At 50.6% G+C, this 17,174-nt stretch carries 9 protein-coding genes and 1 pseudogene; 8 read left to right on the top strand and 2 right to left on the bottom strand.

Going from position 1 to position 17,174, the window contains the following annotated elements; translation table 11 throughout:
- Positions 1–161: 161 nt before the first annotated feature.
- Complete coding sequence (locus Dvar_RS35250; RefSeq protein WP_419657901.1) at positions 162–515, bottom strand: DRTGG domain-containing protein; 354 nt, start codon at positions 513–515, stop codon at positions 162–164.
- A 471-nt stretch (positions 516–986) separates the two neighbouring features.
- Here Dvar_RS35250 and Dvar_RS35245 point away from each other — a divergent pair, with 471 nt between their 5' ends.
- From Dvar_RS35245 to Dvar_RS35215, 7 genes and pseudogenes are all read left to right on the top strand, one after another.
- Positions 987–1,826: a purine-nucleoside phosphorylase gene (locus Dvar_RS35245; RefSeq protein ID WP_419657899.1), complete on the top strand. Its 840-nt coding sequence runs from the start codon at positions 987–989 to the stop codon at positions 1,824–1,826.
- The gene (locus Dvar_RS35240; protein ID WP_419657898.1) at positions 1,823–3,139 is read left to right on the top strand and encodes an amidohydrolase; all 1,317 of its coding nucleotides are present in this window, start codon (positions 1,823–1,825) and stop codon (positions 3,137–3,139) included. The genes Dvar_RS35245 and Dvar_RS35240 overlap by 4 nt, the downstream gene beginning before the upstream one ends.
- Positions 3,136–4,452, top strand: coding sequence for an amidohydrolase family protein (locus tag Dvar_RS35235; protein WP_419657896.1), 1,317 nt, complete (start codon positions 3,136–3,138; stop codon positions 4,450–4,452). Before Dvar_RS35240 ends, Dvar_RS35235 begins: the two co-directional genes overlap by 4 nt.
- Positions 4,453–4,650: 198 nt before the next feature.
- Positions 4,651–6,360: an adenine deaminase gene (gene ade / locus Dvar_RS35230; protein WP_419657894.1), complete on the top strand. Its 1,710-nt coding sequence runs from the start codon at positions 4,651–4,653 to the stop codon at positions 6,358–6,360.
- A gap of 712 nt (positions 6,361–7,072) precedes the next feature.
- Positions 7,073–13,999, top strand: coding sequence for an RHS repeat-associated core domain-containing protein (locus Dvar_RS35225; protein ID WP_419657892.1), 6,927 nt, complete (start codon positions 7,073–7,075; stop codon positions 13,997–13,999).
- A gap of 19 nt (positions 14,000–14,018) precedes the next feature.
- The gene (locus tag Dvar_RS35220; protein ID WP_419657890.1) at positions 14,019–14,303 is read left to right on the top strand and encodes a hypothetical protein; all 285 of its coding nucleotides are present in this window, start codon (positions 14,019–14,021) and stop codon (positions 14,301–14,303) included.
- A gap of 201 nt (positions 14,304–14,504) precedes the next feature.
- Positions 14,505–14,849, top strand: a pseudogene (locus tag Dvar_RS35215) (IS1380 family transposase); the annotation flags it as partial.
- A 414-nt stretch (positions 14,850–15,263) separates the two neighbouring features.
- Here Dvar_RS35215 and Dvar_RS35210 read toward each other — a convergent pair.
- Positions 15,264–16,559 (bottom strand): IS110 family transposase, encoded by a 1,296-nt coding sequence (locus Dvar_RS35210; RefSeq protein ID WP_419657888.1) that lies wholly within the window; start codon positions 16,557–16,559, stop codon positions 15,264–15,266.
- A gap of 190 nt (positions 16,560–16,749) precedes the next feature.
- On the opposite strand from Dvar_RS35210, the gene Dvar_RS35205 reads away from it, so the two are divergent.
- Positions 16,750–17,028 carry a transposase gene (locus tag Dvar_RS35205; RefSeq protein WP_419657886.1) on the top strand — a complete coding sequence of 93 codons (279 nt, stop codon included), beginning with the start codon at positions 16,750–16,752 and terminating at the stop codon, positions 17,026–17,028.
- The last annotated feature ends 146 nt before the right edge of the window (positions 17,029–17,174 follow it).

Genomic DNA, 17,174 nt, shown 5'->3' with positions numbered 1-17,174 from the left:
TCGACTTTGGATAGCCGGCGTTGAGGAGTGATGCAACTATCGCCTCCATTGCCGTATTGGGCCCTTTCGGAAATGGAAAGCAAAAATTAAAATATGACATCAAACCGGCTAATGTGTCAGCCGGTCGGACAATTGAAACATGTATTGTCATTGAGCGATTTTTACCAGGAACCGTCCAATCCTCGAATGCCGTTCATATAGAGCCTGCCACAGGCTACAAACAAGGAATAGTCGGTTACCATCAGAGGGATTTGGAATGATTTGGCCATATCAATGAACTCTTTGGGTGGGTTTTTCCCTCTGACGATAACGATTGCACCCACACCAACAATTTTTGAGGTCCGAATAACATGGTCGGTTGTGACACCCGTTAAAAGCGCACAGCCTTTGGCGGCCGCAGCCAGTACATCGTCCATCAGGTCCGCCGCCCCACCGGCCACAACGACTGTGTCCAGCTGATCTTCTCCGCAAAGCACATTGGCTTTTAGGATGTCTTTGATTTCTGAAATTTTCATGGTCATCTGTTTGTGCAAAATGGGTTATTGGTTAAGCTTTCATAAGAAGCGTTCTCCGCAATAAAGGATCTTGATCGGTTCTGTGTTCATCGATAACCGTATCGATTCGTGCCCTTATGTCAGCATTAATATCAGGGTGGTTCAAGTGGTGTTTCGGGTGGTGATTGTGGGGCATGTTTACACTATTCCGATGACCGTAAGGGGAGCAATCTTTCTGTTGGTGCCTTTCTCCACCGAATGGGTCATGGGCCCGGCAATCAACCCATGCCGTAAGTGACCGCATGAAAACATTTCATAATCGCATAAAAATGTCAACGATATCGTGGCTGTCAGTGTCTGCGGCAGACCGCTTGACGGCGGCCTTCAAGCTGGTCTATAACCCATTGAAAACCCGCGTATGATGACCCCGTTAAGCGGCCTTTTGACCAGAATCAAGCGTACGATCCCACAAAGAAAAATCGGAGGCGTCCTTTGAACCAACTCCAAGAAAATGTGAAAGAAGCGGCTGAATTTCTATCCTCCAGATTGAGCCATGCGCCCACCATCGGCGTGATCACCGGAACAGGACTGGGAAGCGCTGTCGGCACGCTGGAGGGCGCCTTTACTATCAACTATGGGGACATGCCCCATTTCCCCGTTTCCACCGTAGTAGGGCATTCGGGACAATTGATGGTCGGCACGCTCGCCGGGCAGCAGGTCATGGTTATGCAGGGCCGCTTTCATCTTTATGAAGGCTACACGCCCATCCAGGTGACCTTTCCCGTGCGGGTCATGCAGGCCCTGGGGGTGCGGCATCTGATTCTGTCCAATGCGGCCGGCGGGTTGAATCTCTCCTTTTCCCAAGGGGACCTGATGATCATTGGCGACCACATCAACCTTACCGGTGAAAATCCGCTGGTCGGGCCCAATTTAGATGATTGGGGACCCCGTTTTCCCGAGATGACGGCGGCCTGGGACCCTCTGTTGGTTGCATTGTGCCGACAGGCTGCCGATGGCCTTGGTATCGCGGTGCAGGACGGTGTGTATGCCGGGCTGAAAGGGCCGTCATTGGAAACGCCGGCCGAGATTCGTTTCTTGAAGACCATCGGCGCCGATGCGGTGGGAATGTCAACGGTCATGGAGGCCATTGCCGCAGTGCACGCCGGCATGCGGGTGCTTGGCATTTCCACCATTACCAATATCAATGACCCGGATCATCCCCAACCGGCAACCCTGGAGGAGATTGTGGAGGTCGCCAACCAGGCCGCGCCCCGACTCAGATCGCTGATCGAGGCCGTTGTGGCGGGGATCGGCCGGGGAGACCAGTCATGACCGTTGCGGACCTTTTCATCACCAACGGCATCGTTCTGACCATGGACCCACAACGCCCCATGATCGACAACGGTGCGGTGGCGATCACGGGGGATACTATCACGGCCGTCGATTCCGCGGCCAGTCTGGGGACGCTGGCCGCCAGAGAAACCATCGATGCGGCCGGCGGCATCATCATGCCCGGCCTGATCAACACCCATACCCATGCGGCCATGACCCTGTTCCGGGGACTGGCCGACGACCTGCCCCTGATGACCTGGCTCAATGAACATATTTTCCCGGCCGAGGCCCTGCTGGATCCGGACAAGGTTTATGCCGGCAGCCTGCTCGGCTGCGTGGAAATGATTTTCTCGGGCACCACCTGCTTTTGCGATATGTATCTGTTCGAAGATCGCGTGGCCCGGGCTGCCCGGACGGCCGGCATGCGGGCTGTGGTGGGCGAGGTGCTCTATGACTTTCCGTCACCCAATTACGGGCCCATTGAAAAGGGATTTGACTACACCCGCCGGCTGATCGACCGGTGGCGGGGTGATCCGTTGGTCACCATTGCCGTGGAACCCCATTCGCCTTACCTGTGCGCCCCGGAACTGCTTGTTCAGGCGGCGGACATCGCCGGAGAAAACGGCGTGCCCCTGGTGATCCATCTGTCCGAGACCCAAACCGAGGTCGATACGATCCGTGAGCGATACGGGGTTACCCCGGTTCAGCACCTGGCTGACCTGGGCGTGCTGGCACCCAATCTTCTGGCCTGCCACTGCGTGGTGGTCGGTGACGCGGACATGGCGCTGCTGGCCGAGCATGATGTCAAGGTGGCCCACAACCCGGAGAGCAACATGAAGCTGGCCTCGGGTATTGCGCCAATCGCCGAGTTGATCGGCCGCGGGGTGTGCGTGGGGCTGGGCACCGACGGCTGCTCCAGCAACAACAACCTGGATCTGTTTGCCGAGATGGACATGGCTGCCAAGCTGCACAAGGCCAGCAGCCTGGATCCCACTGTTCTGGATGCGGCCACGGTATTGCGCATGGCCACCATTGACGGGGCCCGCGCCCTGGGACTGGACCGGCAGATCGGCAGCCTCGAGGTCGGTAAAAAAGCCGATCTGATCATCATCGACACCCGCAAACCGCATCTGACCCCCATGTACAACCCGGTTTCCCACCTGGTATACGCCGTGGGCGGCGGGGATGTCAGTACCACCATTGTCGGCGGCCGGGTGTTGATGAAGGACCGCCAGCTGATGCACCTGGACCTTTCGAAAATCATGGCCGACGCCCGGCAGATCGCCGACCAGATCAGAGCGAAGAAAGCATGATGTTCGATACCATTATCTATAACGGCACCCTGGTGACCGTGGACATGGACATGCGGATTATCCGGTCCGGTTGGATCGGTATTGGAGATGGCCGCATTCAGGCCATCGACACCGGATCCGCACCGCCTTCAGCCCGGGAGCGCATTGATGCGGCCGGTGGCATCGTCATGCCCGGTCTGGTTAACACGCACACCCATCTGCCCATGACCCTGTTCCGGGGCCTGGCCGATGATTTGCCGCTGATGACCTGGCTGAACGAGCATATCTTTCCGGCCGAAGCCAGTCACATCACCCCCGACAGCGTGCATTGGGGCACGCTGCTGGCCTGCGCCGAGATGCTGTTGTCCGGCACCACCTGCTGCTGCGGGGGCTATTTTCATGAAGACGCGGTGGCCCGGGCCGTGGCTGAGACCGGGATGCGGGCCGTGCTGGCCCAGGGGGTGATCGATTTCCCGGCGCCGGGCGTGCCCGACCCGTCGCAGAACATCGCCCATGCCGAAGGCTATGCCAGACACTGGCTGGACCGGCATCCGCTGATCACGCCTTCGATTTTCTGCCATGCGCCTTACACCTGCAGTGACGACACCCTGCAGGCGGCCAAGGCTGCTGCGACGCGTTTGGGTCTTTTGTTCCAGGTGCACACCGCCGAAACCTGTTTCGAACGCGATCAATCGATTCAGGAAAAGGGGCTCAGTCCCGTGGCCCACCTTGACCGACTGGGACTGCTTGACCCGCAGACGCTTCTGGCCCATTGTGTGTGGGTCGACGACGCGGACATGAAGATCCTGGCCGATAGGGGATGCACGGTCACCCATTGTCCGGAAAGCAATATGAAACTGGCCTCGGGCATCGCCCCGATTGCCGGCCTGATGGCCCGGGGGGTGTGCGTGGGGCTGGGCACCGATGGCTGCGCCAGCAACAACGACCTGAGCCTGTTCGGTGAAATGGGCACGGCCGCCAAGCTGCACAAGGTGGCCACCGGTGATCCGACCGCTCTTTCCGCCGCCACGGTCCTGCGCATGGCCACCATCGACGGTGCCCGCAGCATCGGGCTGGACGATCGTATCGGCTCCCTTGAAACCGGCAAGCAGGCCGACATCATCGTACTCGACACCCATGCCCCGCATCTGACCCCTCTCTATCATCCGGAATCCCACATCGTTTATGCCGCCGGCGGCAGCGACGTATCCCATGTATTGGTGGCTGGAAATCGATTGGTTCGAGATCGACGGTTGACGGGCATCGATGTCGATGCGATCATGGGACAGGTGAATCGAATCGCCCATCGGATTCAGGCCGGCGAGGCCGGCTGAATTTCAAATCCCAAATTTGATGCTCTCGTAAAAAGTCGCCACTCGGACGGATTCGTAAAAGGTCCGAGATCAAGGCTTGCGAATCCTGAGGAATGAGGCGTACATAGAGTACTCCGCAGTGACGAAGGATACGCTTAAACGCCGATATCGGACCTTTTACGAATCCGTCAAATTTGAAATCGTCGGAAGGGAACCTATATGGATTTGAAAACCATCATCAGCGCTGCCCGGGGTGATGCCCCGGCTGATCTGCTTTTAACCAATGCCAGGATTGTCAATGTGTTTTCCGGTCGCATTGTCAAGGGCAGTATTGCCATCAAGGACGGCACCATTGTGGGGTTTGGTGATTACCCGGCGGACCAGACCACGGACATGCAGGGCCGCTATGTGGCTCCGGGATTCATTGACGCCCATGTGCACATCGAAAGTGCAATGGTTTGCGTCACCGAGTTCGCCCGTGCCGTGGCCCCTTTGGGAACGACCACGGTCGTGGCCGATCCCCACGAAATCGCCAACGTGCTGGGCACCCAGGGTATCGATTACATGCTGCGCTCGGCCGAGGGGCAACCCATGGACTGTCTGTTCGCCCTGCCGTCGTGCGTGCCGGCCACGGACATGGAAACCGCCGGTGCCCGACTGACGGACGCCGATCTGGCGCCGTTTTTCGATCATCCGCGCATTGTGGCCCTGGCCGAGATGATGAACTATCCTGGGGTAATTTTTGCAGATCCGGCAGTGATGGCCAAGCTGGACCTGGCCAGACGCCACCGCCGGCCCATGGACGGGCACGCGCCCGGTGTGTCCGGAGCCCAGCTGCATGCCTACGTGGCGGCCGGTATCGCCTCGGATCATGAGTGCACCCGGTGCAAAGAGGCCCTGGAAAAGCTCGAGCTGGGCATGCACATCATGGTTCGCGAAGGCACCTGCGCCCGTAATCTGGATGCCCTGTTCCCGGTCATCGATGGCAAAACCTGGCCGCGCATGATGTGGTGCACCGACGACCGCCACCCCCATGATATTCTTTCCGACGGCCACGTGGACGCCATCGTGCGCAAGGCCGTGACCAAGGGACTGGACCCGGTCACAGCCATCCGCATGGGCACCATCAACCCGGCCGATTATTTCGGTATCCGGGATGCCGGCGCCATTGCCCCGGGGCGCAAGGCCGATCTGATTGTTTTTTCCAACCTGACCGACATCCGGGCCCAGGCCGTGTATCATCGGGGACAGTTGGTGGCTGAAAATGGTCATCTGCTGCCGGACGTTGCCACCGTGCCGCCGGTGGCGGTGCCGCCGGCCATGAACATCGATCCTGGCCATCTCGATTTCTCAATCCGCAGGCAAGGCAAACGCATGCGCGTCATCCGGGCCATTGCCGACCAGGTGGTTACCGGCTGCGAGATCATGGATGTTACCGACCACCAGGGACTGGCCGTGGCCGACGTGACCCGCGACATCGTCAAGCTGGCCGTGGTGGATCGCTATACCGGTGAGGCGCGTACCGGTCTGGGGTTCGTGACCGGTCTGGGGCTGAAACGCGGCGCCGTCGCCTCCAGCGTGGCTCACGATTCCCACAACATCATCGTTGCCGGTACCAATGATGCGGATATGATTGCCGCCGTGGCGCGGGTCGCGGAAATGGGGGGAGGGCTCGTGGCCGTGAGTGACGGCCGGACCATCGCGGACCTGCCCCTGCCGGTAGCCGGGCTGATGTCCGACCAACCGCTGGAGACCGTCCGGAATCAGATGGATCGTTTGATCGCCGCCAGCCGTGACCTGGGTGCCACCCTTAGCGACCCTTTCATGACTTTGGGGTTTCTGGCCTTGCCGGTGATTCCGGACCTGAAGTTGACCGACAGGGGGCTTGTGGATGTTACCCGGTTTGAGGTGGTGCCGCTGTTTGTCTGATGCTCCTTTTAGCCGAGCCCTGCAAATTTGATGAACTCGTAAAAAATGCCCGGCCCGTCATACCGGACTTGATCCGGTATCCAGAAATTATTGAAGAGACTGGATTCCGGCCTACGCCGGAATGACGCCAAACTAAAATTTTTTACTTTTTACGAGAGCATCAAATTTGGCTATTTCAGAAAGGTAGTCCATCAATACCTTGTAACGCCAATATCACTCTTCAAAACTTGAAACCCTTCCGGCGACCGCTTCCAAGCTGCGAAGTTACGTGTACCTATCTTTCCCCAATATCGTTTGACCTTGCTGGATATCCATCCGGATCGGAGGCGTGCCCGGATCAGCATTAAAAGCGAAAAACATCAACGCGATCCAAATGCGGTTACCCTGGGCAAACGATAGACCGGCCGTTTTTATGGAAGTATGGATAAAAATGGCCGCTGGAGCTCTTTTCCCTTTACTTCTTCTGTCAACATCAATATGATTAAATAATATAATTTATTGATGTTAGTTTGATCTGTGTATTTTCTACCATAGTTTAACAAGCCTGTCGGATCTCATCCTGGAAGTTAGTCTGCTCTACCTTTGCCATCAAATACTTTTCCACACTGGTATTCATCTATTCAGATTCAGCAACAGTAGATCAGACTGCTGTCTTCAGACCTGACCAGCTCTGAAAAGACAGCAGAACCTTCATCTTTGCAGGAGGGATCTAATGTCTCGAAATCTTTTCTTTTATCTTGCTGTTTGTGTGGTCTCTTTAACTTCTATAACGGCCTTGTCGGCAAATGACCAGATCGTATTCGGACCTGAATCCTTACAGATCAGCAGATGGCATATGCACTTTTCCAACCACGTCTTTAGCGTTGATGATCCCGGCGACGGAAGCATTACTGTTACTAAAAACACGCCTGACAAAGAAATCAACGGCGGGTTTGTCCTGTTCAATGGCAGATATATTTCCCTGGGGTCTTTTTTCAAGGGAGATGAAATTACTTATCAGAAAGCATGCTTACCAAAGGCACGCAATCGGATAGTGGTGTTTCTGAGAGGCAAGCCTGGTGCCTCGGTGAGCATCTTGGTCAGTCAAGCAGGGGGGACGGTTATCCAACCACGGGTTACTTTTTCTGCCGATCCCGATACTATTCTCAGCGGTGAATCAGCCACTCTGACTTGGGAAACCTCTGATGCGGAAAGCGTCGGCATCGATAACGGCATCGGAGAAGTGGACACCAATGGCTCAACCGATGTCTTTCCGACAGAAACGACGACCTATACCATGACGGCCACTGGACCGGGAGGAACGACGACCGCTGCGGTCACCGTTATGGTCAATTATCCACCGGCAGTGAGTATCAGTGCCGGTGCCATTAGCATTCTCGCCGGTGAATCGACAACTTTGTCATGGACTTCATCCTATTCCGACAGTTGCGTGATCGAGCCGGATATCGGCAGTGTAGCCCCTGAAGGTTCGGTATCTGTGTCACCCAACGAGACCACCATTTATACCATTACCGCCAGTGGTTCCGGATGGACGATTACTGATGAAGTGACCATTACGGTTTACAATCCACCGACAGTGAGCCTTTCAGTTAGCCCGCAGACCATTACATACGGTGAGCCAACCACTTTGTCTTGGGATTCATCTGATGCGGATGCCGCAAGTATCGATCAGGAAATCGGCAGTGTTGATATAACCGGTTCGATCACGGTCACCCCTGAAGGGACCACCACCTATACAATCACCGTAACCGGTCCTGGAGGTACGGCCAGCGCCCAAGCCATGGTTATGGTAAAATCGGTCGTCGATCCCCAACCGGACGGCTCCTTCGGTCAACAGTACGAGGATCTGATTCCACCGGATGCGATCATCGAAGCCTATGATTCGAAACGCTTTTCGGTTATCACCGGTTTAGTCCAGGATGCTTTTGATCTGCCGATTGCTGGTGTATCCGTGACCATTCACGGCCATTCACAATATGGCACGGCAACCACGGATGACCAGGGGCGTTTCTCAATACCCGTTGAGGGTGGTTCCGTAATGACCGTCGTTTATCAAAAAGACGGACTGATCACTTCCCATCGTCAGGTTAATGTACCCTGGAACGACATCGCCATTGCTGAGACTATTCAAATGATACCCCAGGATACCGTGGCCACGACTGTAGTTTTCGATGGTAACGCGGATACGGTGGTGACCCATCGCAGTACACTGGTATCCGACGAATTCGGATCCAGATCTACCACTGTGATATTTACTGGGGACAACCGTGCTTGGCTGGTGGATGAAAACGGCAATGACATTCAGGAATTAACAACAATTACTACACGTGCAACAGAATTTGTGACACCTGAATCCATGCCGGCTAAACTGCCGCCAAATTCAGCATTTACTTACTGTGTAGAGTTTAGTGTTGATGAGGCCCAGCGGGTTCGTTTTGATAAACCAGTGGTGACCTATGTTGACAACTTTCTTGGATTTGATGTGGGAGAAGTCGTGCCGGTGGGGTACTATGACCGTGATCACGGCGTTTGGGTACCAGCGGATAACGGAATCGTAGTACGGCTATTAGATACGGATTCAGACGGGGTGATAGATGCCTTGGATTCGGATGGCGATGACCAACCAAACGATCTTGACAAGGACGGAAGATATCACAATGAAGTAATCGGCCTTAATAATAAAAACGTATACCAGCCAAATAGTACATTTTGGCGAATATTGGCCTCTCATTTCACCCCCTGGGATGGCAACTTTTCTCCGGGGCTTCCTGCACCTGCAATGATTCCAAACCCAAAAGGTGAGCCGGATATTGACCAAGAACTTGAGGAGGATTGCTTAACTTTTACCGGTTCTTTTGTTGAGGATAGAAGCCGAATTTTTCACGAAGATGTTTATTTGCCTGGAACTGATATTGAACTTCACTATGAAAGTAACCGAGTAGAAGGATATAAAACAATAGTATCCGTTCCTGCCAGTGGGGATAAAATTCAATCCTTTATCCAGAGAATACATGTAAAAGTAGAATTGGCAGGTAGACGGTTTGAAAAAGAATTGGAAACTTTACCAAATCAAAAAACACAGTTTATTTGGGATGGTTTGGACTATTTGGGCCGAATAGTCAGAGGCCGAACAATAGCCCATATTAGCGTTGGTTTTGCATATAAATACAACTATAGTGGTGCATCCACAACCACTACAAAAGCTTTTGCACAAGCTGGAAATGAAATCACAGACATTCCCGCCCGAAAAGAAATGGTTTTATGGAAGCATAATGAATTACTAGTCGATTGTAAATATGGAGGGGAAAATGACATTGCTAAGGGGTGGACACTGTCTTCATATCACCAAGTTAGCCCTACCAATCCTAACCTTTTAAAGAAAGGTGACGGTACAATACTCAAAAATAGTATCCGAATTATCGAAACTGTAGCGGGAAATGGTGCTGTAGGTTATGGTATCTGCGACGATGTTAATCCTTCAATCTTTTCTATTGCTGCAATCACAGGGGAGTTGCCTGAGGGTGGTGAAGAGGACGCGTCAGACGATGACTTGTGTGGCGATGGCAGTTTGGCAACTGACGCTAGCCTTTTTTTCCCCGAAGCTGTAGCTGTGGACAGTGCCGGAAATGTTTTTATCGCCGATACCGAGAACAACCGTGTTCGTAAGGTACATTGTAGCAACGGCATCATCACTACTGTAGCTGGGGTTGGTGCCGAGGAAAACAGTGAAGGTGAGGGGTTCCCCACTGATAATACTCTTTCAAGGCCTATCGGTATGGCAACGGATAGCCTTGGGAACCTCTTTATCGCCGATTCAGAAAACCATCGCGTTCGAAAACTTGACATTAACGGAAATATTACCACAATAGCAGGTAATGGATCTCCTGGGTTTAGCGGTGATGATGGTCCTGCAACTAACTCCGGATTGTGTTCACCGCATGGTGTTGCCGTAGACAATGTTGGGAATTTATATATTGCTGATTCCTGCAACCATCGAATCCGAAAAGTTGACCCAAGCGGTTGTATCACTACCATAGCAGGAAACGGTGAAGGAAATTTTGGCGGAGACGGTGGCTTCGCCATTGAAGCTAATTTGTATTTTCCGCGAAGTGTAGTTGTAGACCATGATGGTAACCTATTTATTGCCGATTCATCGAATAACCGTATTCGCAAGGTTACTCCGAGTGGAATTATCATTACTGTAGCAGGTACGGGGGAAGCAGGCTATAGTGGCGATAACGATCCGGCGATCACTGCCAAATTGAATGATCCACGTGGTATTACGGTTGACAGTGTCGGTAGCTTATTTATTGCAGATTCGAATAATCAATGTATTCGGAAAGTGGATGCAAATGGAATTATTAGCACAGTCGCAGGTACTGGCTCGTGGGGGTTTTATGGAGATGGAGGGATTGCTATAAATGCCGGTCTTTATCAGCCTTTTGGAGTTGCCATTGACAGTGCGGGGAGCCTTTTTATCGCCGATACAAATAACAGTCGTGTCAGAAAAATATGTCCTCCTTCCATATTTGAAGCTTCACTGAACATAGGAGATGTCCCTTTTGCGGAGAAAAGCGGTATCGGTCACATCATTTCCATATCCGGACTTCATCAATCCACAATTGATCTTGATAACGGAGTAACCCTACGTGAATTCGAGTATGATGAAAACGATCACCTTATATCAATTGCCGATCAGTTCGGCAATCAGATAACGATTAACCGGTTTGGAGATGGCACTCCCTCCTCAATTATTTCTCCAGATGGTCTTACAACGAAGCTGACAATAAATTCTGATAATGATTTGACTCATATCACATATCCGGATGGAAGCGCATATGAATTTGAATATACAAATGATGGCTTGTTGCTTGCTAAAGTAGAACCAGGAAGGAACCGCTTCGAACACCAATATGATGAATCTGGAAGGCTAACCGATGCCACTGATGATGAAGGTGGGCACTGGAGGTATAAAAGGACTGCTCAAGAAAACGGTGCCGTTCTGACAGAGGTGTTGACCGGCGAAGGAAATTTGACGACGTATTTGGATAAGTCTTACTCATGGGGGGCTTACAACTCCACCATAACCCAACCAACGGGTGCTCAAACGGTATTTAGTAGGACTGGTGATGGCTTAAAAGTGAACAAATCCCTTCCTTGCGGAATGGACCTATATTTTAAATATGATCTTGATTCTGAATACAAATTTAAATTTGTTAAAGAAATGACCGAAACTACGCCCAGTGGGCTGTCAAGGGTAACACAAAAGGATAAGAGCTATGAGGATACCGATTTTGATGAAGTCTCGGATCTGATCACCGAAACCGTATCCATCAACTATAAATCGATAACCATCCAGAATGATATCCTCCAATCTCAGAGAACCATATCCTCTCCTGTAGGAAGGACGGTTACCATCAACTATGACGCCGATAATTTATTGACCAACAGCATCAGCATCCCGAATTTATTTGATACTGAATATGGCTACGACAATCGAGGGCGGTTGACTTCGATTCTGACAAATGCCCGCCAAATCCGTTTTACTTATGATAATGAGGGGAACATTGAGACTATCACCGATCCGCGAGGGTCTACGACCACCTATGGCTACGATTCCGTTGGACGATTGACCGCTGCCTATCGACCGGATTTCAGCAATATCTTTTTCTCATACGATGGGAACGGTAATATGACTGTACTCACCAACCCGTCGGATGTCAGCCATGGTTTTGGATTTAATGGAGTCAATTTGACAAAGTCATATCAGACGCCCATTAGCGGCAGCTATTCATACCTCTATGATGCTGATCGCCGCTTGATTCAAACAAAATTTCCATCCGGCAAGCAGCTTTTCAATGTCTACGATACTACCAGGCTGATGCAGGTACAGACTCCGGAAGGTAATATCGACTACAGCTATTTATGTGGCACGAAGATCAATTCGATTACAAGCGGTTTCCAGTCCATTACCTATGAATATGATGGCAAATTGGTAACTTCCGAAATAATCAGCGGGACACTGAGCCAGACTTTGGCCTACGAATACAATAATGATTTCGCCGTTGCCGACTTTGCCTACGCAGGTGATTCCGCTTCCTATGAGTATGACAATGACGGGTTATTGACCTCGGCTGGCGCTTATACCATCACGCGAAACGCTGGCAACGGTTTGCCGGAAGCAATCACTGGAAATTCTCTTACTATCGACCGCACCTTCAACGGCTATGGTGAATTGGACGGTCAAACCGTTAATGTAAGCGGCAACACAATCGTGCAGTGGACCGTGACCCGCGACAATAGCGGACGCATCATCCAGAAGACCGAGGCCGTCGATGGTATCACCGCCAATTACGATTACTCCTACGATTTAATGGGACGATTGGTAACCGTGAATAAAGACGGTGCTCTGGTAGAGAACTATACCTATGATTTGAACGGTACGCGCATCTCGGAAACCAACACTTTAAAAGGCATCAACAGTCGCAGTCTCAGCTATTCAGATGAAGACCATCTACTAACAGCCGGCAGTGCAAGCTATCAGTACGACCTGGACGGTTTTTTAACCAGCAAAACAGCCGGCTCTGATGTTACCACCTACCGTTATTCCCTCCGAGGAGAGTTGCTACAGGTAAACCTTCCGGATGGAAGCGTCGTTATCTACGACCACGATCCCCTGGGCCGACGGATCGCCAAGCGCATTGACGGCATTATAGTGGAAAAATACCTTTGGCAAGGGATGACAAGGCTGCTGGCCGTTTACGATGGTTCCGACAATCTGATCCAGCGTTTTGAATATGCCGACGCCCGCATACCTGTTGCAATGATCCAGGGTGGGGTCACCTATTATCTGGCTTATGACCAGGTTGGTTCACTGCGTACCGTCACCGACGGATCCGGAAATGTGGTCAAGCGCATCGATTACGATTCATTTGGAAACATCCTGGCCGACACCGACAGTTCCTTTGCTATTCCCTTTGGATTTGCCGGAGGATTGCATGATCGGGACACTGGACTTGTAAGATTCGGCTATCGGGACTATGATCCGGATACTGGGCGTTGGACTGCCAAAGACCCAATCGGATTCGCCGGTGGCGATACTGATCTTTTTGGATATGCCCAAAATGATCCGGTTAATTCTATTGACCCCTTTGGATTAGTAGATTTTGGGCAAGCACTTCGTTCAGGCTCCGCATTAATTGGGAATTCTTTAGGTGTAATTGGTGGTGCTGTGTTTGCCGTTGGAACTGGTGGAACTGGCGCAGTATTAGGTGGTGTGGTTGTTTTTAAATCCTCTTATGCAGCAACAGCTAATTTCAGAAATTTAACAGCTGCTTTACAAGATGAAGGACCTGTCAGTAGAGGGGCATTTTTGAACGATATAGCTGATATCGCTGCCCCGTGTAATGAAACTGCACAGCAGCTTGCAACTATTACAGATTTAACAATAGACTTAATGAGTATCCGTGCATCAAGGATGGCGACAGTTCCTCATAGATACAATGAGTTTGGATATCGTTTACTAGAGGGAGGAGGTAAATTTGGTAATACTTACTGGGGAAATGCGGATCAGTATTTAAACAGCTTAGGCTCAATAAATGCAGCTGATGCCTTACTTCAAAATACCCCATATAATTAAATTTACTAAGGTATAAACAATGAAACTTGAACGAAATATAGTAGCGCCTTTTTGTATTTTCTTTATCGTTATGGGAGCTGGTGGGGTTGTTATTTTACCAATGATAAATGTAATTTATGAGTTCAGTAAAGAAGACTACAACCGTATTTTTGATATAATATGGATAGTTGGAGCTGTTACAGCTCTTTTGTATTCCTTGTTTGTACTAAAAGAGTTTTTAAGTAAAAGTTATGCAGAAAAAATTATTTACTGCTTTTTAGTAGTTATTTTTTTTGTACTAATTTTTATTCCAGTCTTTCGTTGAGAAAACAGCGAATGGGGCGCTTTTTTTTTGCGTAGAGGGTACATAACGTATATTCGGCACCCAAACCAGAAGCCATTTGGCTAATCCCAAAATAAGCGAGAATTTTTTACTCATTTCTCAAAAAAAACTCGAAATATCCTTTAATTCAGTTTATTAGATGTTTGATCAAAAAAAATAACTGAAGAGAAAGGAACATTTCGAGTGAAAAAAAGTATCATCAAAAAGTTGGCAAAACGCAAGCAAAAAATCAATAAGCGCATCAAAAAGAAACAATGGCCACATCAACTGAAACCGATGATGACCGGAAGTAATATTGTCTATGACATCGACGGACGTCATCAGGGTACTGCCTATGGCGGAATCGGCAACATCCATCAGTTAGCTGTTCGTAGTGGCTTGATCGATGAAATCGATAATCACATGCAATTGCTCGAACGCCACCTGCCATATCATGAATCTGACCATATCCTCAATATTAGCTATAATTACCTGGTTGGCGGATCCTGCCTACAGGACATCGAACTATTGAGAAACGATGAAGGATATAATAGGGACATTCTATATTCCTTATGTCAATAAAAAAATTAATACTGTAAAAACAATTGTTTATAAGCGGACTGGTTTAAAATACGCACCTCTCTTGTTGATTTTATAAAAGGGTTGGCGAGGTATTCTCTTCCTTCGGCGAACTTTTGATCTGATCGTTACGTTTATCCGGCATGACCCGAACCTGCGGATCCGCCAATCATTCCTTATCCAGATTCTCAAGTTCGGAAGAGAGGCCCACTGATTGTCCCTCACGAGGTTCTTTCGCCTCTACGTCTATGGACGGGCTCTCTCGCCGAAAATGTTAAAGCGGTGCTTGTGTCAGCTGTTCAATCTCATCCTCACTTCATCGAGATGTATTACTTCTTAGATGGAGCTGGCAGGCCCAGGATTGTCCCTCCCGAAATCAATGTTTCAACGGGGATGAACGGGCTCTGCCAGCAGATAGTTTGGATTGAACGGTTCGTTATTTTTCAGCATGGTCCAGGCAATCACCAGCATTTTGGCTGCGATCTTTACGCGGGCCTTTGTCTTGATTCCTCGCTCCCCTTGGCGGCCTTCCAGCATGCGGTTGTAGATACGGCGGAAGGCATCATTGTGATAGGAGGCGATTAACGCAGCCTGATACAGCCCGTAGCGCAGCTCAGAATCGCCTCTTTTGGAAATCACCGGAACCTTCTCCTTACTTTTTTTGCCGCTGCGGCTGGCGTTGAGATCCAGACCGGCCAGCCGGATCACCTGCTTGCGACTTTTAAACCGCATTGGATTGGCCAAGGCAGATAGTACCAGGGGCGCAATATAAACACCGAACCCGGGAATGGTCAGTAACAGCTTGTATGCGGGCAAACGATTACATACGGACTTTACCTGATCCATGACACTGGCAAGTTGTTCCTCGACAGACTTGAAACGCTCCACCAGCATTGTCGCTTCATATCGGGCTGCGTCATCCACGGGAAGCCCGATGGTATGTTCAGCCGCATTGTAGATTTTTCTCAAACGACTCGCCTGACGTGCGCCCCGGTCGGTGGTCGTGACATGGCGGACAAAAACGTCGAACTCGGTTGCGGCAATCTGACGCGGGTCCAGATACCACCGGACGATGGCCAGGTTTTCAGTTATGCACGATCCCCAGTGGCGATCCATTTCAGGGAAGTATTTGGCCAGCAGACCGTTGCGGATGCGCATTCGTAGGCGATGATCTTCTTTTTTCAGCTGCCGGCGGACTGACAAAAGGTTGCGCAGGGCCAACATGTCGGCCTCTGGATTTTCATAGAACAGGCACTTGCCCTGACTGATCAGATCAGCCACATTAGCGCTGTCCTTGGTATCGTTTTTGTCCCAGCGCCCATCGAGCAGTTCCCGGTTGTCCTTCACCGCCTTGCCACCCACAAGGACAACCAAATGACCTTGCTCGGTAAGCCAGTGGATCAGCGGTTTGTGGTAGTTGCTGGTCGGTTCCATGCCGAACACGGCCGATTTCAGGTTGTGCTGGGTCATGAGTGTATCCGCCTGTTCGATGAGCCGGTTAAACCCTGTCAGATCGTTGGTAAAAATCAGGCGCCGCCACAGTGACTGGCCTTTGGGGGTGCCGAAAAAAGCATGGTGCTTGTCCTTGGCAATATCGATTCCGACGATCAGGTGGTTGTCCGAGCCCCGAATCTGGCTACGGAGTTTACAAAACAATTCAAAGCGGGCAATGTCGTCCATTTCTTTAACCTCCTGTAATCCTATAAGCCCAATTTTTTCTCATTATCTATCAGGAGGTTTTCTCTTTTTCTACGCGAAAAAGATTCTATTTTTATACTACTTGTGGCGGTGTATTCTGTAATGATTTTAATATATAACGTCTATGCTTTCATACTTTACAGTGCATGCCCACCTATGATAAAGAGTAAGCATGCCACGGAAAGCAAGAATCGATGCCGCAGGGGCGTTGCATCATGTTATCATCAGGGGAATCGAGCGACGGAAAATATTCCGCTCCGATTTTGATCGGAAAAACTTTTTGAACCGTATGCCGGTTCTGGTTTCCGAGACGAGTACCAATTGTTTTGCCTGGGCAATGCTCGACAACCATGTGCATCTATTGCTGAGAACCGGCTCCGCTCCCATTTCCGTTTTCATGAGCCGCCTCCTTACTGGGTACGCCGGTTGGTTTAATCGTAAAGGGATATAATAGGGATATTCTATATTCCTTATGTCAACAAAAAAATTAATACTGTAAAAACAATTGTTTATAAACGGACTGGTTTAAAATACGCACCTCTCTTGTTGATTTTATAAAAGGGTTGGCGAGGTATTCTCTTCCTTCGGCGAACTTTT

The organism is Desulfosarcina variabilis str. Montpellier (assembly GCF_048565275.1).
GTDB lineage: Bacteria > Desulfobacterota > Desulfobacteria > Desulfobacterales > Desulfosarcinaceae > Desulfosarcina > Desulfosarcina variabilis.
Note: the sequence above shows the minus strand (reverse complement) of the source record. Positions and strands in the feature narration are given on the sequence as shown.